Genomic DNA, 26,136 nt, shown 5'->3' on the forward strand with positions numbered 1-26,136 from the left:
CTTTAACGTTGCCACTGAGCTTCTTTAGTTGACTCGGTTCGGGCAATCATACGACTTATAATAAATAACAAATCCGACAATCGATTGAGATAAATAATACTCAACTCAGTCACCTCTTCTTGCTCTATCAGTGCAACCAATCGCCGCTCTGCTCTACGCGCGACGCAGCGAGCAAAGTGAGCTTTCGCCGAAGCAACACAAGCACCTGGAATTACAAACTCTTTTAACGGCGGTAGCTTCTGATTCCAGGTTTTTATCCATGCTTCAAGTTGCGCTATATCAGATGTCTTTAGCAACACTTGAGAGGGACTTGCTAATTCACCACCCAGACTAAACAGCTGATTTTGAATGTTTTTCAGCGCACTAATAATCGCCTCATGTTGCGGCTTTTTGATAGATGCTACTAACATACCCAAGACTGCATTAAGCTCATCTACCGTACCAATTGCCTCAATACGAGGATGACTTTTTTTAACGTGCTGCTGATTGGCAAGGCGAGTCATTCCTTTGTCGCCCTGCCCTGTTGTGATTCGAGTTAGTCGATTACTCATTGATTCACCGCTTCATCATATAAACTTAAAAGACCAGATCAAAGGTCACAACAAAATCACGACCTTTGGCTGGGTAATAACCGTTAAATTGTGCGTAATCAATATACTCTTTATCCAACAAATTATCGACTCTAAGCCCGATGCGGGCATTGTCTAAGCGCCAGTATAAAGCGCTGTTCCATAAGGTATACCCATCAACCTTTGCCAATGAATTGGAGGTATCGCCTTCTTGATAACGCTCACCACGATAGTGTGCTTCAAGGTACCAACTCACATCCTGTGCGACTTGCCAGTCATACCAGGTCGTAATGGTGTTTTTTGAAACACCGGGTACTGTGTCATCAGCAGGCTCTGAGTTGGCATCAACCCAATGATAAGTAACACCCAGTTCGTCTTCTTCGATAAGAAGCCGATAATCAAGCATTAGACCCAGTCGCGTTGACTCAGCGCCATTAACATTTGCGCCAGGGAAAAAAGCACCCGCCGGCGGAGTCGCTGAAGGGTCAAAAAAGATCTCATCTTCAAGCTTCAGCTGATAGACAGAGGCCTGCAATGAACTGGTTTCAAACTGACTGGTGATGCCAGCTTCGATGGAACGACCTTTTTGAGGTTCAAGACCCAACACAGTTTCTGAGGTATAGGCTTGCTCATCAACTTTAGCAAAACGATAGTTGTTACTGTAGCGAATATAACCATCCAACACATGACTAAACTCATGACTTAAGCCAAGATCATAAGCTGTTGCAGAATTCTTTAACACAACGCCGTCAGGATATAAGGCAGCATCAATTAAATCATCTTCCACCTCAGCCAAGCGACCTGCGATCTCTAATGTAGTCTGCTTTGAGAGTGGCCAATATAACTGGCTATACAAGCTTTCCATGGTTTGTTGATTACTGCGAGCCAATAATGAAAACGCGTACTCGGATTCATCATAATCGATACCGCTAATCCAGCGTACTACACCCTGCCCCAGTTGCCATTGACCTTGCACTCTAGGATAAATACTACTTTGAGTTCTATGAGTCTGGTTCACATTTGTAGTGGCAAAATTGATAAAACTGTTCACGCTATCAATGTCAGCTTCCTGATGATTCAGATCAATCGCAAACTGCCAATTGGAATTCAACTCAAGTTGCCCAAACAGGCGACTGAAAGACTCATCGGTGCTGACATAATCTTTAGCAAACTCCGGACGTGATTGTCTGCGGTCAGCTAAGTCTGTTTCTAACAATGCTCCCGGTGTTTGCTGTGTCTCATTACGAGAGCGATAGGAAAAGCGCCATTGCTGCTGACTGTCTTGATAATGCAGTTCAGCGCCAAGCTGATTATTGTCTAACTCATTATGCTCACGATAATTATCGCTAGTTTTTTTATCTCCTTTCAAAATCAGCGACCACTGCTCATCAAGCTCGAACGCAAGGTTAGCGGCCGCCTGTCGAGAGTCAAATCGACCTTGCGAGTAACGAATAATATTCGATTGGCGGTTTCCAGACTTGGTGATGATATTGATCACACCTGCAACAGCTTGATCACCATACAGACTGCTAGCTGCTCCCTGAATTATTTCTATACGCTCAATATCAATAATATTAATCGTATCTAAATCCGGAGAGGCTAAGTCGGTTTTATTAAGACGTTGTCCATCCACTAGAACCAATACATTGCTACTGGCCTGCTCTGCTGAAATACCGCGCATGGAGACGCTGGTTTTGCCATTGGTATAGGAAACCTGCAAGCCGGGTACGCGACGTAATACCTGACTTAGATTGGTCGCAGCAATGCGTGCGATTTCATCTTGTGTGATAAGAGTGACATGGCTCGGAAGGTCAACTGTATTGCTTTCAAAACGGCTGGTCGTAATAACCATAGTGTTAGGATCAGTGCTGCTATCGTCAATTACTCTGTTTTCTTCAGCTTTTACTAACGGCTGGAAGATAGCTCCCAGAATTAGAAGGGATACTAAACTCAATTTAAAAAGGTGTCTCATTGTAGTCTCGTAAATTACGAGCGGGCATTAAAAGATAAAATTCATCTACTATCCGGGCAAATACCCTAAGCAGAGCCCACCGATCTGCTCGATACACTGTTCAGGCCGGTCTCCGGGCTTATGATCCTTAGGGTCTGTTGACCCTTAGCTACTTACCTTCCCAAGCTATTATCTCGAATGATGAATTTAACTCAGTGGTCTATCAAGTAGCGCTATCAATTACCGTTGCGGGGGCAGCATCAGATTTAAACTGATTTCCCGATTATCTTCGCAGTCAATTGACCTATGAAGACCTGATCAGGGGATGAACCTCAATTTACTTGCCAAGCATAAAACTTTCTTTAAAAGGTTCACGACTGGCAAAAGCGGTGCTATTATAACAAAAATCATTTGGACGTCTATACGTCTTTTTATATTTCCATGAGTTATATAGAGTTCGTGGTATTGAGATACTAATTTAATGAATAAAAGCAAACAGTTACAAGAGTCACTTAAGCAACGTATTTTATTGCTGGATGGCGCTATGGGCACCATGATTCAGCAATATGAGCTAACAGAAGCAGATTACCGGGGCGAACGTTTTGCTGATTGGCCAAGCGACCTTAAGGGTAATAATGACCTATTGAGTCTTAGCCAGCCACAGATCATTTCTGATATCCACAAAGCCTACCTTGAAGCGGGTTCTGACATCATTGAAACCAACACCTTCAATGCGACTCGAGTAGCCATGGCTGATTACGGCATGCAGGATTTGTCGGCAGACATTAATCGAGAGTCAGCGCGTTTAGCCAGAGCTGTTGCGGATCAATATTCAACACCCGACAAGCCACGCTTTGTAGCGGGTGTTATCGGACCGACTAATAGAACCTGTAGTATTTCACCGGACGTGAATGATCCCGGTTTTAGGAATATCTACTTCGATGAGTTAGCGGATGCCTATTACGAATCGACGCATGCTCTGATTGAAGGTGGAGCCGATATCATTCTCATCGAAACAGTATTCGATACTTTGAATGCAAAAGCGGCCATTTTTGCGGTCAAAAAATACTTTGATGATCACCAGATTGATTATCCCATCATGTTATCAGGAACCATTACTGATGCATCCGGCAGAACCCTGACCGGCCAAACCACCGAAGCCTTTTATAACTCTATTCGTCATGCTAACCCTATCAGTGTTGGCTTAAATTGTGCTCTGGGCCCCAAAGATTTGCGAGCTTACATTGAAGAGTTATCACGCATTAGTGAGTTTGCTGTTTCAGCCCACCCTAACGCCGGATTGCCCAATGAGTTCGGAGGTTATGATGAAACGCCTGATGACATGTCAAGAGAAATGTCGGAGTGGATTGAGAAAGGCTTCATTAATATCATTGGTGGCTGTTGCGGCACAACTCCGGAGCACATTGCTCGATTTAATGACATGATTGCAGGTGCCAAACCGAGAACAAAGTTCAATCAAGAACCGAGATGTCGCCTGTCTGGTTTAGAAGCTCTAAATCTTGATGCCAAGAGCCTGTTCGTCAATGTGGGCGAACGGACTAATGTCACTGGCTCGGCTAAGTTCCTGCGATTAATAAAGGAAGATGATTTTGAAACCGCCATTGAAGTAGCACTGGAGCAAGTCGAAAACGGTGCCCAGGTGATCGATATCAACATGGATGAAGGCATGTTGGATTCTAAGGCCGCCATGCAGCGATTCTTGAACCTGATTGCTTCCGAACCTGATATCAGCCGTGTTCCAATCATGCTCGACTCTTCTAAGTGGGACATTATTGAAGCTGGGTTAAAATGTGTTCAAGGCAAAGGTATCGTCAATTCAATTTCCCTGAAAGAAGGCGAGCCACAATTTCTAGAACAGGCTCATTTGGCGCAGCGTTATGGCGCAGCTGTGATTGTTATGGCTTTTGATGAAGATGGTCAGGCTGATACTTTTGAGCGTAAAACAGAAATTTGCCGCAGAGCTTATGATTTATTAATCAAGGAACTGAACTTCGATCCGCAAGATATTATTTTTGACCCCAATATTTTCGCCATTGCCACTGGCATCGAAGAACACAATAACTATGCGGTGGACTTTATTGAAGCCACGCGTTGGATAAAACAGAATTTACCTGGCGCGCGCGTTTCAGGCGGTGTCTCCAATGTTTCTTTTTCCTTCCGCGGTAACAATACAGTTCGCGAAGCGATTCACGCAGTATTCCTTTATCACGCCATCAGGGCTGGCATGGACATGGGCATCGTTAATGCTGGTCAACTTGAAGTCTACAGTGCCATCCCTGAAGACCTGAAAGAAGCCGTTGAAAACGTGGTGCTTAATCGCTCGCCCGAGGCGACTGAAAAACTGCTTGAACTCGCAGAGCAATATCGCGGCTCAGGTCAGGAAGTCAAAGAGAAAGAAACTCAAGAGTGGCGACAATGGCCGGTTAATAAACGCCTCGAACATTCTTTAGTCAAAGGTATCACTGAATTTATTGATGACGACGTTGAAGAAGCTCGTCAACAGGCTGAGCGTCCTTTGCATGTTATCGAGGGGCCGTTGATGGATGGCATGAATGTGGTCGGTGATTTATTTGGCTCGGGTCAGATGTTCCTGCCACAAGTGGTGAAGTCTGCACGAGTGATGAAAAAAGCCGTAGCCTATTTGTTCCCCTATATGGAGGAAGAGAAGAAACGGCTCAAGCTTGCTGACAAGCCAAAAGGCAAGATTGTTCTGGCCACAGTAAAAGGCGATGTACATGACATAGGAAAGAATATTGTCGGTGTTGTGCTGCAATGTAATGGCTACGAAGTGATTAATTTAGGTGTCATGGTAGCCTGCGATAAAATTCTTGATACGGCTATTGAGCAAAACTGCGACATTGTCGGTCTGTCCGGTTTGATTACACCTTCGCTGGAAGAAATGGTACATGTGGCCAAAGAAATGCAGCGCCGCGGCCTCGACTTGCCCTTACTAATTGGCGGCGCTACTACTTCGAAAATTCATACTGCCGTCAAGATCGAACCCCACTATGAGCACCCTGCCATGTATGTCATGGATGCTTCTCGCGTGGTTGGCGTAGTGAATAAATTGCTGGGCGAACACAAGGATGAGTTTGTCAGCGAAATCAAAGCCGAATATCACAAGCTCAGAACCGAGCGTGAAAAGCGGCAAAAGAAATCCAGTCTGGCTAGCCTAGAAAAAGCAAGACAGTTTGCAGCAAACATTGATTGGTCTCAGGCCAATATTACCAAGCCCTCTTTTCTCGGAACCAAAGTCTTTAGTGATTACCCACTAGAAGACTTATTACCACGTATTGATTGGACACCGTTTTTCCGTTCCTGGCAACTAGCTGGTAAATTTCCCAATATTCTTGATGATGAAATAGTGGGCGAGACAGCACGCAAGCTTTATGCTGATGCTCAAACCATGCTAAAAAGCATTGTCGAAGAACAATGGTTAACGGCGCGCGCGGTCATTGGTTTCTATCCTGCAAATGCTCAAGGTGATGATATCGAAATCTACGCCGATGACTCACGGAAGACAATAATTCACCGATTGCACCATCTGCGTCAGCAAAAGCAGACTCGCGATGGAAAGTTTAATTACTGCCTGTCTGACTTTATTGCCCCAAAAGAAACCGGGCTTAAGGATTACATTGGTGGTTTTGCGGTAACCTCAGGAATCGGAATTGATGAGCATGTCAAAGCCTTCGAAGCGAAACACGATGACTATAATGCCATTCTGTTAAAGGCCTTGGCAGATCGATTAGCCGAAGCCTTCGCGGAGAGGATGCATGAGCTGGTGCGCAAGGATTATTGGGGTTATGTGCCGGATGAGAAGCTTGATAATGCAGAGCTAATATCGGAGCAATACCAAGGGATCCGCCCTGCTCCAGGTTATCCGGCCTGCCCGGACCATACGGAAAAAGGAACCCTGTGGACCATGCTGAAACCCGATGCTGAAATTGAGCTCAATATTACCGAACACTTTGCCATGTATCCCACTGCAGCAGTTTCCGGATGGTACTTCGCCCACCCTGAATCCCGCTACTTTGGTGTAGGGAAAATTGAAAAGGATCAGGTCAAGGACTACGCGCAGCGTAAAGGTTGGGATCTGGAGCTGGCCGAAAAGTGGCTGGCCCCTACCTTAAACTACGATAACTGAGGTCATGTAAACTTTGAACTTTATTGAAAATAAGCTATCCTATTGAGGTTCATGACTATTAACAGGTTATTTAGTGCACCATAAATTCATACACATACTGACCATCGTATTGGCATTACTGGCGTTTACTAGCCTGTCGAGTGCTATGGTTGATATGCCTTGTATGGACTCGCATGAACAACCTGCTCATCAAATGAACCATGCTGACATGGATCATTCAATGGATCACACAAAGGATCAGCCAATGGACTGTTGCGAGGATGGTGGTAATTGCAATATGACCACCTGTTCAACAGTGGCATTAATCGTTGAGCCACAAGCAAACTCCCAAACAGCCCAACACAACCAATCTATCGATTTATATTCCGATCAGGCGATAGCCTCAATTTCCAGCTCTCTCTATCGCCCACCCATAAACTGCTAACACAGCCTCGATCCGTCTGGAGCTTTCTGTCTAACAGAGTCTCGCTCAAGACATAACGCTGAGTTAGTCGTGTTAATTAAGCACTCTACTCATAAGCATTAGATTTATAACCAACTTCATTGGTTCATCGCTCTGCTGGAGGAGTGATATGTTTAATTTATTTATAAGCCGTAATTTGTCTCTGAAATTCATTGCAGTAGCAATGGCTTTCTGCGCCACCTTTGTCAGCATGCCTGCGCAGGCAAGTTCAGAACAATCCCCACAAAAGTTAACTCTTGAGCAGGCAATAAGCCTGGCCCAACAAAACGATCCATGGCTGCAAAGCAATCAATACCGTCAGCAAGCAGTTGAAGCGAAAAGTATTTCAGCAAATACTTATGCCGATCCAATGATTTCTATTTCTGCCGCTAATCTTCCGGTAGATAGCTTTGACTTTTCTCAGGAAGCCATGACCCAATTAAAAGTTGGCGTCACTCAAGCACTACCACGCGGTGACAGCTTGGCTCTTGCACAAAAAAGGCTACAACAGCTTGGCCAAGAGTTTCCGTTACAACGTCAAGATCGCAAAGCGAAAGTTAAAGCGACCGTTACTCAGTTATGGCTTGATGTTTACCTGATAGAGCAAACCATCAACTTAATTGAACGCGATAGACAGCTCTTTGAACAACTTGCAGAAACCGTTTCTCTCAATTACTCCAGCGGGATGAGGCAAACTCGGCAACAAGATGTCATTCGCTCCCAGGTTGAACTGACTCGGCTTGATGATCGTTTAAGTAAACTGCATCAAGAGCTAGCGATTAAAAAGTCAATGCTAAAAGAATGGCTGATCAATGATAGTCATCTGTCCTTCGCTCACAACAATTTTTCGCTTCCAGCCATAGCCCCGAAAGTTAAATTAGAGCATGAACAAGTGATTTCACTAGACTCTTCCGGTGATAAACAAATGCTCATTCAACATTTGCAACAACACCCACAAGTATTAGCGTTTGAACAAAAAGTTAAGGCGAGTCAAACCACTATTGATTTAGCCAAACAAAAATACAAACCTCAGTGGAACCTTAATGCCAGTTACGGGCATAGGGATGATGACCCTATGGGAAACAACCGCTCAGATTTATTTTCGGTTGGAGTGAGCTTTGATTTGCCGATATTTACCAGCAATCGCCAGGATCAAGAAGTCACTGCCAGTGTTAAGGAACGAGAAGCAATAAAAACGGATAAATGGTTACTGCTACGCAGTTTATTATCAGCCACCATAAACTATCATGGCCAGCTAAATGAGCTAAACAAACGTCATTCTCTTTATAAAGAAAGTTTATTAAAAGAAATGAATCAGCAGGCCGAAGCAACACTGAATGCGTACACCAATGATAACGGTGATTTCACCGAAGTGATGCGCTCCAGAATTGATGAACTCAATACAAAAATTGATGCCCTTAATGTCGAGATCAATTACCTCAAGACCATCGCACAACTTAACTATCTTTTAACTCAAGCTAATACTCCAGGGTGAAACTATGAATAACAAATCTCTAGTAAGCATTATCATTGCCGGTTTGGTCGGTGCCATCCTGGGCGTAGCTGCAGTGACTTTATTTGGTGATTCCAGTGATTCGACAGAGCAGAAATCGAGCAAAAAAGAACCTTTGTATTGGGTGGCCCCAATGGATGCTAATTACAGACGTGACAAGCCCGGCAAGTCACCAATGGGCATGGATTTAGTACCCGTGTATGAAAAAGATTCAGGCTCAGATTCACCAGGCACGGTTAGCATTTCTCCTGCGGTAGAAAATAATCTTGCGGTAAGAATTGCAGAAGTCAGGAAGGGCTACATTGAGCATGAAATTGATACCGTTGGTTATGTACAATTTGATGAAGACAAGCTCACTCATATTCATCCACGAGTTGAAGGCTGGATAGAAAAACTCTATGTCAAAGCTGCCGGCAACCCGGTCAAAAAAGGACAACCCTTGTATGAGCTTTACTCACCGCAACTGGTCAATGCTCAAGAAGAATATTTACTGGCATTGAAGCGTAACCACCGTGACTTGATTAATGCCGCAGAAAGTCGATTACGAGCACTGAAGCTATCTGATGCTGTAATTAAAGAACTAAGAACAACTCGCAGTGTTCAGCAGAATGTGGTTTTTTACTCACCCACTGATGGGTTTATTGATGAACTCAATATTCGCGAAGGTTTCTTTGTAAAGCCAGGAACAACCATGATGTCTGTCGGTGCCCTGGATCAAGTCTGGGTTGAAGCAGAAGTATATGAACGTCAAATTGATCGGGTTGAGGCAGGACTCCCTGTAAGCATGTCACTGGGTAATGGAAGTGCCGATATCTGGGAAGGAAACATTGACTACGTCTACCCTACCCTCAATGCTGAGAATCGCACTGGACGTGTTCGAATTCGTTTTGATAACCCAGATTATCAGCTCAAGCCCAATATGTTCAGCAACATCACGATTCATGCAAGTAGCAGCCAACAGTCAATTATTATTCCACGAGAGGCTGTCATTCGAACTGAAAAGCAAGACCGAGTGGTGATGGCTCTTGGCGAAGGTAAATTTAAATCGATTGCAGTGAAACTGGGAGCTTTTGGTAATGACTCAGTTGAAGTTATTGAAGGATTAAAAGCTGGAGAACGGATTGTGACATCAGCACAATTCTTAATTGATTCCGAGTCCAGTAAAAATTCAGACTTTAAACGTATAAGCCAAGACTCCTCAGTAGATACCGATACCAGCAGTGAAGCTGACACAGAATCAGTATGGGTCGAAGCAACGATCAACAGCGTTATGGCGCACCACAATATGTTGAACGTCAGTCATGGCCCCATTGAGCAATGGGGTTGGCCGTCAATGACTATGGATCTGGATACCGCTAAGGATGTAGATTTGTCGGCCGTTAAAGAAGGCATGACAGTTCATATTCAAATTACCCAATATCCCGATAACCGTTATGTCATTACTGAGATTCACATTCCAGCTCAAACTGAAGAAGATCAACCTGAGGTAGATCACTCAAACATGAATCACTCAAACATGAATCACTCAAACATGAATCACTCAAACATGGATCATTCAGAGATGGATCATTCAGAAATGAACCATGAGGAGAGTGAACAATGATTGCTGCGATTATTCGTTGGTCTATCCATAATCGGTTTTTTGTTTTATTGGCGACTCTGATTCTCATCAGCCTTGGTATTTACTCATTAAAGAAAACGCCAGTAGATGCGATACCTGATTTATCCGATGTGCAGGTCATCATTAAAACCAACTACCCCGGGCAAGCCCCGCAAGTGGTTGAAGACCAGGTTACCTACCCTCTGACGACTGCCATGCTTTCAGTACCTGGTGCAGAAACGGTGCGCGGTTTTTCCTTCTTTGGTGACTCCTATGTCTATGTTATTTTCGATGAAGACACCGATATGTACTGGGCTCGCTCACGGGTACTGGAATACCTCAGTCAAGTTGCACCCTCCTTACCCGATACGGCTAAGCCACAGCTTGGGCCAGATGCTACCGGCGTGGGTTGGGTCTATTTGTACGCACTGGTCGATAGAACGGGACAGCATGACATCAGCCAGCTTCGAAGTCTGCAAGATTGGTTTTTAAAATATGAACTGCAAACCGTAGCTGGCGTGTCTGAAGTGGCCACTGTTGGCGGTATGGTTAAGCAGTACCAGGTTAAAGTCGACCCAGAAAAATTACGTGCTTACTCGATTCCTCTGGATCTTATTCAGCGAGCCATCAAGCAAAGCAATCAGGAAGTGGGAGCCTCTGTGGTTGAAATGGCTGAAGCCGAATACATGGTTCGTGCCAGTGGCTATCTTGAGAACCAGCAGGATATTGGCAATATTCCGCTGGGGGTAAATGAACAAGGCACTCCCCTGCTTTTAAAAGATATTGCTGATATAAGTATCGGCCCACAAATGCGCCGAGGTATTGCGGAGCTGAATGGTGAAGGCGAGACGGTGGGTGGCATTATTGTCATGCGCTATGGCGAAAACGCACAGCAAACCATAAATTCCGTAAAAGAAAAGTTAACCCAATTAAAATCAAGCCTGCCTGAAGGCGTTGAACTGGTTACTGTCTATGATCGTAGTGGATTAATTGAACGAGCGGTCGATAATCTATGGCAAAAATTATTCCAGGAGCTGCTGATTGTTGCCTTAGTGTGCATGATCTTTCTGTTCCATATTCGCTCATCGTTAGTCGCAGTGATCAGTTTGCCGGTAGGAATTCTAACCGCCTTCATTATCATGCATTGGCAAGGTTTGAACGCCAATATTATGTCGCTGGGTGGCATCGCAATCGCCATTGGAACCATGGTAGATGGTGCTATTGTGATGATCGAAAACATGCACAAACACCTGGAAAGAGAAGATACAACACATCAACCAATTAGCCGGGAAAGACGCTGGCAGATTGTCGCCACATCAGCTACTGAAGTTGGGCCAGCATTATTTTTCAGTTTACTGATTATCACCGCAAGTTTTATTCCTGTATTCACTCTGGAAGCACAGGAAGGCCGTATGTTTTCACCACTGGCCTTTACTAAAACCTATGCAATGGCGGCATCCGCAGCCTTAGCTATCACATTAGTTCCTGTGTTAATGGGTTACTTTGTTCGTGGCAAAATAAAGTCAGAAAACAAGAACCCCATTAATCGCGGCCTCATTGCAATCTATAAACCGTTGCTGAAATCTGTCCTGAATTACCCCAAAGCAACACTGGGAATCACTCTGGTCGTCTTTATCATTGGCCTGTGGCCAGCAACCAAGATAGGCAGTGAGTTCATGCCTAATCTTGATGAGGGTGACCTCATGTATATGCCGACAACCTATCCGGGGCTATCGATTGGTAAAGCACGAGAAATTCTGCAACAGACTGATAAGCTGATCAAAACGATTCCTGAAGTTGAAACGGTCTTTGGTAAAATTGGACGTGCCGACACTGCAACCGACCCGGCGCCTTTAACCATGATAGAAACATTTATTCAGTTAAAGCCCAGAGACCAATGGCGAAAAGGTGTCACAACCGAAAGTCTGAAGCAGGAAATGGACCGATTAGTGACCATACCGGGGCTCAGTAATGCGTGGGTCATGCCTATCAAAACGCGTATTGATATGTTGGCAACGGGAATCAAAACTCCGATCGGGATCAAAATATCAGGGCCTGACCTAAGCGTCATCCAAGAGATTGGCGGGCAATTGGAAACTATTATTGGTGCTGTACCAGGTACTGCATCAGTTTACTCTGAACGGGTCGCTGGTGGCCGCTATCTGGATGTTGATATCCAGCGTGAGCAAGCCGCCCGCTATGGTTTAACAATTGCCACCATCCAACAAGTAATTGCCACTGCGGTAGGTGGTATGAATGTCACCAACACCGTTGAAGGACTTGAGCGTTATCCTGTCAACTTACGCTATCCTCAGGAGTACCGAAACTCACCTGAGCAATTAAAGCTGTTACCGATAATAACACCCTCGGGTCAGCGAATTGCTTTAGCTGATGTGGCAGAGATTAAAATCATTGATGGCCCTCCCGCTATTAAAAGTGAAAATGCTCGAATTAACGGCACTATGTTTATTGATATCGAAGACATCGATATTGGCCATTATGTAGCGCAGGCTCAGCAAGCAGTAAATCAACAATTGAAACTACCTGCAGGCTACTCATTAACCTGGGCAGGTCAATATGAATACATGCTTCGGGCAGAAGAAAAACTCGGTTACGTATTGCCATTAACCTTAGCTATCATCATGGTGTTGTTGTATTTGAGTTTTAGAAATGTAATTGAAGTCATAATCATTATGGGGACCTTACCATTAGCCATTATTGGTAGTCTCTGGCTGACCTACTTAATGGGCTTTAATTTCTCGGTGGCAATCTGGGTGGGCTTTATCGCTCTTGCTGGAGTGGCTGTGGAGATTGGGGTCATTATGTTGGTCTATCTCAATCAAGCCTATCAAAGTCTTGTCAGTGATAACGCCGGCCAAATAGACAAATCGAGCTTACGGGACTCGATTATTGAAGGAGCCTCGTTGAGGGTGCGTCCAATCATGATGACTGCAGCTTCAATCATCTTAGGTTTGCTTCCCATATTATTTGGAGGTGGCACTGGTGCAGAGCTGATGAGTGGTATTGCCACGCCAATGGTAGGCGGCATGGTCAGTGCTTTAGTCTTAACCTTGATTGTGTTGCCGTTGATCTATTTTCTATGGCGTTCATCATCAATAAAAAACAAGTAACTTCTTTTGACTAAAGCCACTGATGCAGATAGCGTCAGTGGCATTAACTTGCAGCTGCAAAGCACTCTCTTCGCCCCAAACTATGGCAAATAGCATAGGTTAAATCTGCTCGATTCAAAGTGTAAAAATGAAAGTTTTTAATGCCCTCTTTAGACAACAGTTTAACCTGCTCAATAGCTATATGCGAAGCAATCAGCTGTCGAGTAATCAGGTCTTGATCAAGTCCTTGATAGAGTTTTTGCATCCAACCAGGAATCTCTACCTGAGTAAAGCGGGCAAATTTTAATAGTTGTATAAAATTAGTTACTGGCAAAATTCCCGGTACCAGGTCAACATCAATGCTATTTTGCGCACACTTATCCCTAAATCGCAGGAAGCTCTCGCTATTAAAAAAGAACTGGGTGATTGCTCGATTAGCACCAGCATCAACTTTACGCTTCAAATTATCAAGGTCTGCCTGAGCATTTAATGCTTCAGGATGAACTTCAGGATAAGCAGCCACGCTGATATCGAAATCATATAAACTTTTCAACTTGTAAATAAGGTCAGTGGCATAATTAAAATCGCCAGTATGCGAACGCTCATCAGGTTTATCGCCGCGTAATGCCACAATATGACGAACCCCCAGCTCCCAATAGCGATGGGCAATAGTCTCAATTTCGGACTCTGTTGCGTCAATGCAGGTTAAATGAGGCACCGCATTAAGACTGGTTTCGGTAAGGATTTTCTCAATCACACCATGAGTTCGTTCACGAGTGCTGGCACCAGCTCCATAAGTCACCGACACAAAATCTGGCTGCAATGGCTCTAGCTTTTTGATGCTATTCCATAATATCGAGTTCATCTCATTGCTATTGGGCGGAAAAAACTCAAACGAAAGATTCACGTTGCCGGACAAACTGGCAAAGTCATGATTAATACGTTCCAGTTCTTTTGCATGAAAATACTGACGCTCTGCTCTGCTCATTATGCACTCCTTAGCAAATCGCATAAGTCATTTAAAACACCTGCAGCAGTGACCTCTCTACCAGCACCAGGACCTTGTAAAATTAGAGGGTTATCGTTATACCACTGACTACGAATAGCAAAAACATTGTCACAGGGGTTTAGGTTAGCAAAAGGATGGCTTGGCTCAATAATCTCCAGCTTTAAAGTAAGTTCATCTTTGGTTAGCGTAGCAATATAGCGTAACAGTCCACCCTGTTTTTGTACCTGCTGATATAAGGTTTCATAGTGCTCATCAATTTTTGATGAGTTATCCCAAAAGCTTTGCAAACTGCCTTCTAGTAATGCTTCATCAAGCGCGGGCTCGAAGTTTTCAACGGCATCTATGAAACCTGCATCCCGAGCTAAAATTCGAATTTTGCGAATAACATCATTACCAGAAAGATCTTCTCTTGGATCCGGCTCAGTAAAAGCATTGGCCTTAGCTTCCAGTAGTAATTCACTGAACTTTTGTTGCCCATTGAACTGTCCGAACAACCAGGAAAGTGAGCCTGAAAAGATCCCAGAGATACTGATAATCTTATCGCCGGACTCCTTAAGCTTTTTTATGCTGGACTGGATAGGTATGCCCGCACCCGCGGTAGTATTTTTAAACCAATAGCGCTTGTTATCTTGCAGCAATTTTTCAACCTGACCAGCAAGCTCATGATTAGAAGCTGCAATTTTGTTTGCAGAGATTAGATGCCAGCCATTTCCCGCAAAAATTGGATATAGGTTTGCAATATCATTACTGGCAGTCAGGTCAACAATAACCAGCTCTTTATGGACATAGTCCTTAAGAACATTAAGGATTTCATTTCGCTGATTACTATTTACAGCACCTTCATGCACAGAGTTTAGAGATGAGCCATCTTGGTCAAGCAAATCAATTACATCAGCATTATCAAGCAAACAGGATCTTGATAACGCATAATTGCGACTATTGGCAACACCCAATAGAGACAAAGATTTATTCAAAGAAGACTCAATCTCTGCTTTATTGTCCTGCAATATACGAATGAACTGCTTGCCAATATTGCCATAACCCAAAACCACAATAGGAATTGAAGGTTCTAAAACAAAGAAAGTATCGTGTAGATCATGCAATAAATTTATAGCCTGCGTATCTTCAATCAGAACACATAAAGTATGAGCATTGGCGGGATAGTGAATTTCTTCAACGGCAAAACGCTCCAACCTGTTAACAAACTTACTGATTATTTTTTGATTCTGACGAATGCTTTGTCCCACCAAACTGATTAAGGATAAATTGTTTTTCTCCACAACAGGATAGTATTGCGCAGCTTGGATAATGGAAATGGTATTAAATCGATCGCACTCCGCCACATACAAAGTAAGGCGGTCTAAGGTTCGATCAAAGTTACTGGCATAACTGGCAACTTGATTGAGCAGTACTCTTTGCTGGATTGTTCTGGCACTTAATTCGTTTATGTTATTAACAACGATACGTGTCAAAGACTGTTTAATGGTAATAGTCTTAACGTGACCTGATGAAACAGGGTGTTGCGTAATTTGTGTTCCTGAAGACTCTTCAATAAAAGAACTTTTTATACAAGCTTCTGTTTTATAAGTTAACAAAGGCGTAACTGTCTTTTGATGTAAAACATTGGCACCTAACTCAGATATAGCTTGTGCTTCACACAATGACAAATGCTCTACTCTTTTAGCATTATGCACGATATTAGGATCAGCCGTAAAAATGCCATCGACATCGGTCCAAATGGTTACGGATTTAGCTTTGACTAACTGAGCAATAATGGTTGCACTGTAATCACTACCATTTCGGCCCAAGGTAATTAACTGATCATTATTGTCACGTGCAATAAATCCAGTAAAGACATAGCGTTTTAATCGCTCCTTGTCACCGTCCCACAGCGCTTGATATAAGCTTGAAAACTTATCATCTGCAAATTGCTCATCAAACTGGTTATATTCATGTAAAGAAGTTAGCTTTAGATAGTTACTCGCATCAACAGCCTGCGCTGCACATTGATAGCTACCCAACAATTCAGTCAATAGATTCGCTGACCACTTCTCACCGAAAGAAAGGATTTCATCATTATGAGCAGGACAATGCCGACACAACTCTCGAACTGATTCTATATCATTGTTAATCAGCGCAATAAAATTCTCAGACTCAATGTCCAGGCCTGACACTAACCTCTCATAAAACGACTTAATATCTGATAATGCATTTACCCGACCATGAATAGCATCTAGCAAAGTATCTGTCACATTACCATTCGCTGATACGACGATAATATCGCCCAGTCTGGTTTGCTTCGTCACTATCTCGCAAACTTTTTGCAGTTGCTCAGAGCTTGCCAAGCTTGAGCCACCAAACTTATGAACATTGATACCTAACTTTTTATAGTCAGTCGGGCTAACAACACATTTGCTGCTTTTAGTTGAATGTATCTGCACTTGCTCAGCCATGCTGCTCACCTTGTAATACTTTAATTTGACATCGTTGAAAGGCACTGTCTAAATCCCTCACTAAATCATCGGCATCTTCTATGCCCACTGAGAGGCGCAGCAAACTATTGCTAATACCCGCTTTTAATCGAGCAGCAGGATCCATTGCAGCATGCGTCATGGTAGCTGGATGACAAATCAAGCTTTCTACGCCACCTAATGATTCGGCTAACGAAAATAGACTCAGGCTATTTACAAAAGTGCGCAAATTGGCACCTTTAATCTCCAGTTCAAAAGACAGCATGGCGCCAAATCCAAGTTGTTGCTTTTTTGCGATTTGGTGGGACGGGTGAGACTCTAGTCCTGGATAGTAAATATTCTTTACCAGTGGCTGTTGTTGTAAATACTCAATAACTTTTTGAGTATTTTCCTGATGCTGGCGCATACGCACAGACAAGGTTCTTAGTCCACGGCTAGTTATAAAACTGTCAAAGGGTGAGCCGGTAACACCAATACAATTTGCCCACCAGGCCAGCTGTTCAAACAATGCCTGTTCCTTGGCAATAACTGCACCACCTACAACATCACTATGCCCATTAATATATTTTGTGGTTGAATGAACCACGATATCCGCACCAAGGGTTAGTGGTTGTTGCAACACCGGTGACAAAAAGGTGTTATCGACAACTTTTATAATATCCTGGCCAGCCAGTTCACATATGTTTTGTATGTCCACCACTCGTAGCAATGGGTTACTCGGGGTTTCTATCCAGATTAACTTAGGCTTGCCTTGCAGCGCTTGCTGTATACTTTCATCACAACCTTGATCAACAAATTCAACTTTAAACCGCCCTCTTTCCGCTAAGCTGTTAAGTAAACGATAGGTCCCTCCATAGCAATCATGTGGTGCAATAATGACGTCATCCTTATCGCATAAATGGGTTACCAGATAGATAGCAGACATGCCGCTTGAAGTGATCACTCCACCACAACCCGCTTCCAACTGAGCCAAAGTGTCAGCTAGAGTATCGCGCGTTGGATTACCGGAGCGGCTATAGTCATACTGTCTTGGCTGCTCTAAATCAGCGAATGTATAGTTGGATGACAAGTATAAAGGCGGTGTCACTGCACCGAATTGTTGATCCGACTCAATCCCGGAACGGACTGCAATGGTCTGATTACTACTGCTCATAATGAATTCCTCAGAAATGGTGTTATACACTCTGCCAACTGCTCGGTTTCCAGCAAAAATCCGTCGTGGCCAAATGACGAGTGGATAGTTTTAATATGAGATTTTCCTGCACAAGAATCTGCACATTCTTTAATTAAATGTGCCGGAACTAATCTATCGCTGTCGATAGCAACAAACAGCGCATGGGCGTGGATGTCTTTTGGATTAACTTTATGCAGGTCGATAGATTGAGAAAGTGAATGATATCTTTCGATATCAAATTGGTCGGCGAACTTTTCACCATGATGCTTTAAATAATCAACAAGCTCGAAGGTTAATGTTTGGTCGTTTATCACTCTCAATGGATTGAATCTATTTTCTAACTCCTGCTCACTTCGATAGCTTATGAATCCAAGCTCTCTTGCAATAGATATAGCCGATTTAATTTCGCCAGTACGGATACCCAGGCTCAATATCTGTTGCTGAATTTGCCGTTGAGCTACCGATACTTGTGTGTTTCTGTGCGCTGCTGCGATGCAAATTAGTTTGTTAAGCTTGGTCGGATATAACGATGCAAATGCTAAAGCCACCATGCCACCGTAGGAACTTCCAGCAATCGCTTCAACTTTGCTTAAAGTTAACTTCTCCAACACCAGGCCTATCGCCTTGGCCTGATCAAAAGGAGAAATAAGGTTTGGGTTAGCAGAATCTTGGTTAACTATGTAATCAATTCCAATCACACAAAACTGGTCGAGATTGATAGCCTTTCCTTTACCAACCAAGTCTCCCCACCAATCATGGATATTGCGCGAAGATGAAATCCCACCTAAAACTACTATGGCTGGGTTTTGCAAGGAGCCATAACAGTTGTAATGCACTTCCAAGTCTTCAATAAGTCCCCCATGCAATAATGACAAACTTTCAATATGAACTGACCCCACATCAATAAAATCCACACTATGCCTGGGTGTCCGACTGGACACTGACAACCAATGTTGTGAATTACTATCTGAAATCAGCCCTGCACTTTGTTGTGACATCTCGCGACCCGCTTATAAAACATTTAAGATTACAATTATTGAAAAAGACGCTTAGCCGTCTATATGGCCAATATATTCTTTTATAAGTTTATAAGTCAAGATGTTTAGAGGGCTGAAAAGGATGTATAATAACCACATCGAATAAGACACGAGGTTAATATGGCTAAAGATTGGGATGGAAACTTTATCAATCCATACGTTGAACACGGTGAGAAAAAAGACAAAGTAAAGAAAATTACAGTATCAATACCTTTTTCGGTACTGAAAATATTGACCGACGAAAGAACTCGTCGCCAAGTTAATAATTTGCGCCATGCCACTAATAGCGAATTATTATGTGAAGCATTTTTGCACGCTTACACAGGACAGCCCTTGCCAACAGATGATGATTTACGAAAAGATCGAGATGATTATGTGCTGGATATGGAAACTAAAGGTGAGAAAATAAAGAAGTAGTCATATTTGGATTTAAAATAAAGAAGCAGGAATCCCCTGCTTCTTTTTTTATGTCGAGGAATACTAACTTAATAGCTCGTCATCACTCCCTTCATTAATGCCCTCAAACAGGAAAGTGCTCATGTAGCGCTCTCCAGTGTCTGGTAGCATTGCTAAAATAGATGCGCCCTCTTCAGCTTCTTTCGCAACCTGCAAAGCTGCGGCAAAAGTTGCTCCTGCTGAAATACCACAGAAGATGCCTTCTTTTTGTGCAAGCGCTAATGATGTATCACGCGCCAGCTCATCGCTAATAGGAATCACTTGATCATAGATCTCCTGATTCATAACATCCGCAATAAAGTCGGGGGTCCATCCTTGAATTTTATGGGGCTGCCATTCTTTACCAGCAAGCAACGAAGCGCCCGCCGGTTCGGTTGCAATAATCTTTGTTTCTGGGCGCGCTACTTTTAGCACTTCTCCAACTCCTGTAATAGTGCCACCAGTGCCATACCCGCTGACGAAATAATCTAATCGTTTTCCCGCAAAGTCCTGCAGAATTTCAGGAGCAGTCGTATTGCGGTGATACGCTGGATTGGCTTCGTTCTCAAATTGACGAGCTAGGAACCATCCTTTTTTTTCTGATAGCTCCTTAGCAACCCTAACCATGCCAGTGCCACGCTCAGCTGCGGGAGTAAGAATGACCTTAGCCCCAAGAGCTCGCATAATCTTTCTACGCTCGATAGAAAAGGTTTCAGTCATAACCGCCACAAAGGGATACCCTTTTGCTGCACATACCATAGCCAGGGCAATGCCTGTATTCCCCGATGTGGCCTCTACTACTGTTTGACCAGGCTTAAGTAATCCACGTTGCTCCGCATCATTGATAATAGCGTAAGCGAGACGATCCTTTACTGAAGATAGCGGATTAAAATATTCCGCTTTAACAAACATTGACACATGGCTAGGTGCCAATCGGTTTATTCTGATAACCGGTGTATTGCCGATAGTGCCCAAAATGGAATCATGAATCATTAATAGAACCTCTATTTTGTAGCTTGACGCTATTTATCTCATAAAATACCGTGAGTTAAGCAATGGTATTCATAAACAGCTTTAAAGCTTAATAAACAAAAACAATGGCAAATTTATGCACAATAAGGCTCAGAAGCTAATTATTTAGCATTATGCTCTAATAACCTTTAGTTATAAAGAAGCGAAAAACATTTGCACAATATATCTCAAGGATATATAAGATATTGCCTTAAAGCATAAGACATGTTACGCTCTTCGGCCATTTAACCATTTAGACGTCTAAAATGAAACTGCAACAGCTAAAATATTTGATCGCTATTGCTGATAACAACCTCAGCATTACCAATGCCGCTCAAAAAATATTTACATCCCAACCCGGGATCAGCAAACAGCTAAGACTGCTAGAAGATGAATTACAAACTAAAATCTTCGAGCGCAACGGCAAGCAGCTGGTGGGAATAACACAAGTTGGTAATGAAATACTTGGCCGTGCGCGCAAGGTCATGCAGGAAATCAGTAACATTAAACGACTCTCCAGTGAATTAAGCCAAGACGACTCCGGCTGCTTTTCAATCGGCACGACACAAACGCAGGCTCAATATGTCCTGCCGAGAACTTTTGCCGCATTCCACAAAGAATATCCCAATCTCAAAATTGACTTGCAACAAGGTACAACCGAGCAGGTCATTGAACAGCTGCGTAAGCAGGAGATTGATTTTGTAATCGCCTCTGGCACTGCTGGTCTTGGCCCTGACATCGTTCAAATCCCTTGCTACCAATGGGATAGATCGATTCTGTTTCCCCAAGACCATGAACTAGGGGACTTAAGAAAAATTACCTTAGAAGATGTGGTTAAATACCCACTGGTGACTTATAACTTGAGTGATAAAAACTCATCAAGTTTGATGCGCGCCTGTAAAAAAGAGAAACTGGAACCGAATATCGTCTTTACTGCCCGCGATGCGGACATCATTAAGACCTACGTTAGGAAGGGTTTTGGGGTCGGTATCATTGCTAATATGGCTTATGATCCGCAAGCAGACAAAGACCTAATCAGCTACCCTACTTCTGATATGTTGCCACAATGCACAACCTGGCTAGCATTTCATAAAAATCTATTTTTAAAGCAGTACATGAAAGATTTTATTGCAATGTTTGCGCCTCACATCTCACAGCAAGAGCTTATTCGCTATTTATACAGCGAGCATACATCTTCTAAAGAGTTGTTAAGCCGTTTTGAAACAAAAAGCCATAACCCTGCAAATCTTCAAGCAAGAGCAGCTACTGCATAACACTGCACCGATATTAGGTGCAGTGTTACCTTTTCTAAGACTATCGTTTGATCAATTTATTCAGTAGCAGGCTTCACAAACTTGAGAGTCATGCGATCACTCTCACCAATTTCCAAATAAGTATCTCGATTTTCATCACCCAGTCTTAAGCTAGGCGGCAAAGTCCACACACCTTTAGGATGATTGGTCGTATCTTTAGGATTCGCATTAATCTGTGAACGCTCCAGAAGCTTGAATCCAGCCTCTTCCGCAAGATCAATCACAAATTTTTCATGCATATAGCCAGAGCTCGCCTGCTCGTCTTGCTTTAAACCAGTTGCTAAACGATGCTCAACAACACCAAGGTAACCGCCAGGTTTAACGGCATCATACATTAAGCTAAAAGCGTTAAGAGCGTCATCACGACCACCACGCATCCAGTTGTGAACATTACGGAACGTGACAACGACATCAGCACTGTTAGCGGGTGCAATTGGCGTACTTGAAGTAGCATCAAAAACGGTTAACTCAACATTTGAATACAAATCTGGATTAGCTTCTAACTTCTCCTGGAAATTCTTTAAACCGTTACGATAGTACTCCACTTCAGAGTTCGGATCGAAATGAGCAGCATACAACTTACCTTCAGCACCCAGCCAAGGCGCAAGAATCTCTGTGTACCATCCGCCACCTGGCGAAACTTCAACTATCGTCATTCCTGGTTTGATACCAAAAAACTTAAGTGTTTCAGCAGGATGACGATATTGGTTACGAGCTTTATTTGCATCGCTTCTATGTTCACCCTCAATAATTCCCAGCAAGCTGCTTCCAGTTGTAGTCTTCTTCTCAACTTTGACTTCTTGCTCGGTCTTAGTAGTTTCTACAGCAACTAACTGGTTAGCTTCTTGCTCAGACTCGGCCTGTTCTTTTTGATCACTGCAGGCAGTAATGCCTAAGGTGACAAGAACCGCTAAGCTTAACGTTGTTATTTTGGTTTTCATAATTCCCCTTTGGTCTCAGTTAAATATTACTTTTGACGTTTACTTGTATATCGTTAGCAAAATTTACCATTTTCTGTAAAGGGATCAATGCTTTTTCAGCTAAATCGTGATCAACGAAGATTTCATTATCATCACGTTCAAAGACTTGCGACAAGAGTTGTAAGACATTCATCTTCATCCAGGGGCAATGTGCACAACTTCGGCAGGTTGCTCCCTCCCCCGCTGTCGGTGCAATAATCAGTTCTTTTTCAGGCGCTGCCTGCTGCATTTTATAGAAAATGCCTTTATCGGTTGCAACGATAACTTGTTTGTTCGGTAGCTCTTTAGCTGCTTTAATCAGTTGTGAGGTTGAGCCCACAAAATCAGCCAGGTCGACAATATTCTGGGGCGATTCAGGATGCACCAATACCGCAGCTTCTGGGTATAAAGCCATACACTGCTCAAGGGCATTAAATTTAAACTCGTCGTGAACGATACAGGCACCTTGCCATAACAACATATCGGCACCCGTTTTCTGCTGAATATAGCGCCCCAGGTGCTTATCAGGTCCCCAGATAATCTTTTTACCCTGTTCGGCTAAATACTCAAGCACATCCACCGCAATACTAGACGTCACAACCCAATCGGCACGCGCTTTTACAGCGGCTGATGTATTAGCATACACAACCACTTCTCGGTCAGGATGCTGGTCGCAAAATTCGCTGAATGGCTCTATAGGACACCCCAGATCCAGAGAGCATGTCGCCTCCAGTGTAGGCATCAAAACACGCTTTTCAGGGCTTAGGATTTTGGCCGTTTCTCCCATAAACTTAACCCCTGCAATAATCAAGGTTTCAGCTGGGTGACGTGCTCCAAATTTTGCCATTTCTAACGAATCACCAACAAACCCACCCGTTTCTTCTGCCAGAGACTGAATCTCGGGATCGGTGTAATAGTGAGCAATTAAAACAGCATTGTGTCTTTTCAGCAGCTCAACTATGAGTGAACGGTGATGATTTTTCTCATCAGCAGACAACTCGACAGGTGGCTTTGGAAATGGGACATCAATTTCAATGGGCGCTACAATAGAATTCATCGCCATATTGGGTGTTGCAGAATGGTCTGAGCATTATATAACAGTTAACCCCTAACTGATAAATCTTTTATAGCTATTTGGTTTTGCATTAAATTTAGCTATTGGTACAATCAACTCAACCTTATTTGCTCTCCTGTCCAAGGAATCTATGCGCTTTCACCGTCAAGGGTACCGAACATACCATTCAACATCTAAAAATGTTACCCAAAGGTTTATCGGTAACAGCCTAATATTAATGGTTTTGATGCTGTCATTAAGTTCTTGCTCAGATGACCCGGAACCCAAGCAAGCGCCTGTAACTAAAGTATCTTTGCCACAAAACCCGACTCAGGACTACGACTACCAATTAAATGGTGTTCAGATTCAGGACAATTACATGTGGCTGAATCAGAAAACACCCCAGCGCACAGAATGGATGGAGCAACAGACCGAACTAGTCAGCAAATATTTTTCCACATTAGAAAGTGATTTAAATGATGACCCAAAACCACAAGATATCTTCAATCACCTTTATCCACAGCAATATGTAAACAAATACTTTTATATTAAAGAAAGCACCCTAAAACCAAGTGTCATTGCGGTTTACGATAGTATAAAAGAAATTGAAATAGAATTAGGAGAGCTGCCGGATAATCAAAAGGTTGTCGCAACGTCACTCTCCCCAGAAGGACGTTTTTTTGCCATCCAGAGCCAAAACCGGCAAGAGCTTTATCGCTGGTTTATTTTTGATTTGGCGCAAAGAAGGTTTCTCTCTTATCGCCTGCCAGCAACCGAGATTCAAACCAAATTCAACTGGCTTGATGGGTTCAATCGATTTATTTACCAAGCTGATCAGCAAGTCCACTATCTAAACTTGGGCCAAGGCCCTGACTTTAGCCAGATATTATTTGATTTAAACGATCACATGGATGATGTAGAGCAATGGCAGATTGATGCTAAACTTACTGATGATAATCGTTTTCTGTTAGTTACTGCAAAGCATCTGATCGATACATCAGACCAAATCTGGGTCTTGCCAATTACTGAATCAGGTGAAATTCAATCAGCCATAAGCATGGCAAGAAACACCCGCGCAAGTCTTAAATTCGTGGGTAATATCAATGAGACATTTTATTTCCATACGAACCTGGTCGCTCCACGCTGGAGAATAATATCGATCAACTTAAATCAACCTTCGCGCCGCGATTGGAAAGAAGTCGTTTCACAACAAAATGAACTACTCATATCAGCTCAGCTTATCGATAACCAATGGTTATTACATTATCTTGATAATACCCAGCAAAAAGTCTATTTGTCTAAACTCAATGGCAGTGCGAAACAAGAGATCGAAGTTACTTCCAATAGTGATCTGATCATTCAGCGTCCCAAAGCAATGATTAATCGGCAACTAAGCACTCTCGCTACCATCAATAGTTTCCAGCATCCGGCAAGAATTTTTACAATTGATACTAAAGCGAGACAACTGTCTAACAGCCTTTTGCCACTTGAGGAAACTTCAGACCTGGTATCCGAAACAGTATTCTATCGCTCATCTGATGGCAGTCGAATCCCTTTAACATTGACATATCACGAGGACATTTCTAAAGATGGTGACAATCCAACTTTATTGATCACTAACCAGGGATTTGGCCATATTCAACTGCCCTACTACTCTCCTGTTTTTACTGACTGGATATCTAAAGGAGGCGTTATTGCTATTGCTCATATTCGAGGTGGTGGTATCTATGGTGAAAGTTGGCGCCAATCCGTAAGTGGGCAAAAGCATGCAAGAGCAGTTGAGGATATTGTGGCCGCAGTAGACTGGCTTGCCAATAATGATTTCTCAAAAAGGCAATACATTGCAGCTTATGGTGAAGGATTTGCTGGGAGCTTGTTGATGGAGGCTGCTATTCACGCCCCCCAAAACTTCCGAGCATTGGTATTAAAAAATATAGAAGCTAATTACCTGAAGTACCTGGAAGAAAAGAGTCCATACTGGATGAAAGAGTTCATGCTCAATAGTGATCAGGCATCAACGGAGTGGTTTCTTGCCGTCAGTCCTTATCACAGGCTTACTAACAAGAGCTATCCCGCTGCACTGATCATAGATGATGGTAATGAAAGCGCTGTCAGTAACTTTAAAACATTAGCAAAGTGGCAGAATCTTCAGCTCTCGCCGCATCCGATTTTATTGCTGAATAGAGATATTGCTTCAGAGCTGAGTGATGAACAGGACTTTGAACTCATTACTCAAGAAGCAATAAACTACTTCCTGAGCAATGAGTTACGAGCCAGCAAATCGGAACAACAAACTCAACCTTAGAGCATGCCGTTCCTTGAA

General features: G+C 43.2%; 17 protein-coding genes and 1 riboswitch. Of the genes, 8 read left to right on the plus strand and 9 right to left on the minus strand.

Translation table 11 applies throughout. The annotated features are described in order from the left end of the window. Positions 1 to 2 precede the first annotated feature (2 nt). Together KKOR_RS08040 and KKOR_RS08045 are read right to left on the minus strand one after the other, a co-directional pair. Complete coding sequence (locus KKOR_RS08040; RefSeq protein WP_015780621.1) at positions 3 to 551, minus strand: cob(I)yrinic acid a,c-diamide adenosyltransferase; 549 nt, start codon at positions 549 to 551, stop codon at positions 3 to 5. A 25-nt stretch (positions 552 to 576) separates the two neighbouring features. Next, positions 577 to 2,541, minus strand: a complete 1,965-nt coding sequence (locus KKOR_RS08045; RefSeq protein ID WP_015780622.1) for a TonB-dependent receptor — start codon at positions 2,539 to 2,541, stop codon at positions 577 to 579. Between the two features lie 86 nt (positions 2,542 to 2,627). Beyond that, positions 2,628 to 2,853, minus strand: a riboswitch (cobalamin riboswitch). Between the two features lie 148 nt (positions 2,854 to 3,001). On the opposite strand from KKOR_RS08045, the gene metH reads away from it, so the two are divergent. The 5 genes from metH (at position 3,002) to KKOR_RS08070 (ending at position 13,371) form a co-directional block, all read left to right on the plus strand. Then, on the plus strand, positions 3,002 to 6,685 hold the full coding sequence (gene metH, locus KKOR_RS08050; RefSeq protein ID WP_015780623.1) for a methionine synthase: 3,684 nt from the start codon (positions 3,002 to 3,004) through the stop codon (positions 6,683 to 6,685). A gap of 73 nt (positions 6,686 to 6,758) precedes the next feature. Next, entirely contained in the window at positions 6,759 to 7,109 is a 351-nt protein-coding gene (locus KKOR_RS08055; protein WP_015780624.1) for a hypothetical protein, read from the plus strand. Positions 7,110 to 7,257: 148 nt separating this feature from the next. Next, positions 7,258 to 8,622, plus strand: coding sequence for a TolC family protein (locus KKOR_RS08060; protein ID WP_015780625.1), 1,365 nt, complete (start codon positions 7,258 to 7,260; stop codon positions 8,620 to 8,622). Between the two features lie 4 nt (positions 8,623 to 8,626). After that, positions 8,627 to 10,243, plus strand: coding sequence for an efflux RND transporter periplasmic adaptor subunit (locus KKOR_RS08065; RefSeq protein ID WP_015780626.1), 1,617 nt, complete (start codon positions 8,627 to 8,629; stop codon positions 10,241 to 10,243). Further along, entirely contained in the window at positions 10,240 to 13,371 is a 3,132-nt protein-coding gene (locus KKOR_RS08070; RefSeq protein ID WP_015780627.1) for an efflux RND transporter permease subunit, read from the plus strand. Before KKOR_RS08065 ends, KKOR_RS08070 begins: the two co-directional genes overlap by 4 nt. Before the next feature lie 43 nt (positions 13,372 to 13,414). Here KKOR_RS08070 and metF read toward each other — a convergent pair whose 3' ends face one another. From metF to metX, 4 genes are read right to left on the minus strand one after another with little or no spacing between them, the layout of a single operon-like run. Next, a complete protein-coding gene (gene metF, locus KKOR_RS08075) occupies positions 13,415 to 14,338 on the minus strand; it encodes a methylenetetrahydrofolate reductase (RefSeq protein ID WP_015780628.1) in 924 nt (307 codons plus the stop codon). Beyond that, complete coding sequence (gene metL, locus KKOR_RS08080) at positions 14,338 to 16,812, minus strand: bifunctional aspartate kinase/homoserine dehydrogenase II (RefSeq protein WP_015780629.1); 2,475 nt, start codon at positions 16,810 to 16,812, stop codon at positions 14,338 to 14,340. The genes metF and metL overlap by 1 nt, the downstream gene beginning before the upstream one ends. After that, positions 16,805 to 17,983 carry a cystathionine gamma-synthase gene (gene metB, locus KKOR_RS08085; protein WP_015780630.1) on the minus strand — a complete coding sequence of 393 codons (1,179 nt, stop codon included), beginning with the start codon at positions 17,981 to 17,983 and terminating at the stop codon, positions 16,805 to 16,807. Before metB ends, metL begins: the two co-directional genes overlap by 8 nt. After that, on the minus strand, positions 17,980 to 19,002 hold the full coding sequence (metX, locus tag KKOR_RS08090) for a homoserine O-succinyltransferase MetX (RefSeq protein ID WP_015780631.1): 1,023 nt from the start codon (positions 19,000 to 19,002) through the stop codon (positions 17,980 to 17,982). Before metX ends, metB begins: the two co-directional genes overlap by 4 nt. A 159-nt stretch (positions 19,003 to 19,161) precedes the next feature. Between metX and metJ the strand changes: the two genes are divergently transcribed. After that, positions 19,162 to 19,458: a met regulon transcriptional regulator MetJ gene (gene metJ, locus KKOR_RS08095; RefSeq protein ID WP_015780632.1), complete on the plus strand. Its 297-nt coding sequence runs from the start codon at positions 19,162 to 19,164 to the stop codon at positions 19,456 to 19,458. Between the two features lie 63 nt (positions 19,459 to 19,521). On the opposite strand, the gene cysK is transcribed toward metJ, so the two are convergent. After that, positions 19,522 to 20,469 (minus strand): cysteine synthase A, encoded by a 948-nt coding sequence (gene cysK, locus KKOR_RS08100; protein WP_015780633.1) that lies wholly within the window; start codon positions 20,467 to 20,469, stop codon positions 19,522 to 19,524. A 284-nt stretch (positions 20,470 to 20,753) separates the two neighbouring features. Between cysK and KKOR_RS08105 the strand changes: the two genes are divergently transcribed. Beyond that, positions 20,754 to 21,761, plus strand: coding sequence for a LysR substrate-binding domain-containing protein (locus KKOR_RS08105; protein WP_015780634.1), 1,008 nt, complete (start codon positions 20,754 to 20,756; stop codon positions 21,759 to 21,761). Between the two features lie 56 nt (positions 21,762 to 21,817). On the opposite strand, the gene KKOR_RS08110 is transcribed toward KKOR_RS08105, so the two are convergent. Together KKOR_RS08110 and nadA are read right to left on the minus strand one after the other, a co-directional pair. Then, complete coding sequence (locus KKOR_RS08110) at positions 21,818 to 22,741, minus strand: class I SAM-dependent methyltransferase (protein WP_015780635.1); 924 nt, start codon at positions 22,739 to 22,741, stop codon at positions 21,818 to 21,820. Between the two features lie 19 nt (positions 22,742 to 22,760). After that, entirely contained in the window at positions 22,761 to 23,822 is a 1,062-nt protein-coding gene (gene nadA, locus KKOR_RS08115; protein ID WP_015780636.1) for a quinolinate synthase NadA, read from the minus strand. A 142-nt stretch (positions 23,823 to 23,964) separates the two neighbouring features. On the opposite strand from nadA, the gene KKOR_RS08120 reads away from it, so the two are divergent. Then, a complete protein-coding gene (locus KKOR_RS08120) occupies positions 23,965 to 26,118 on the plus strand; it encodes a prolyl oligopeptidase family serine peptidase (protein ID WP_015780637.1) in 2,154 nt (717 codons plus the stop codon). The last annotated feature ends 18 nt before the right edge of the window (positions 26,119 to 26,136 follow it).

This window comes from Kangiella koreensis DSM 16069 (assembly GCF_000024085.1).
Lineage (GTDB): Bacteria > Pseudomonadota > Gammaproteobacteria > Enterobacterales > Kangiellaceae > Kangiella > Kangiella koreensis.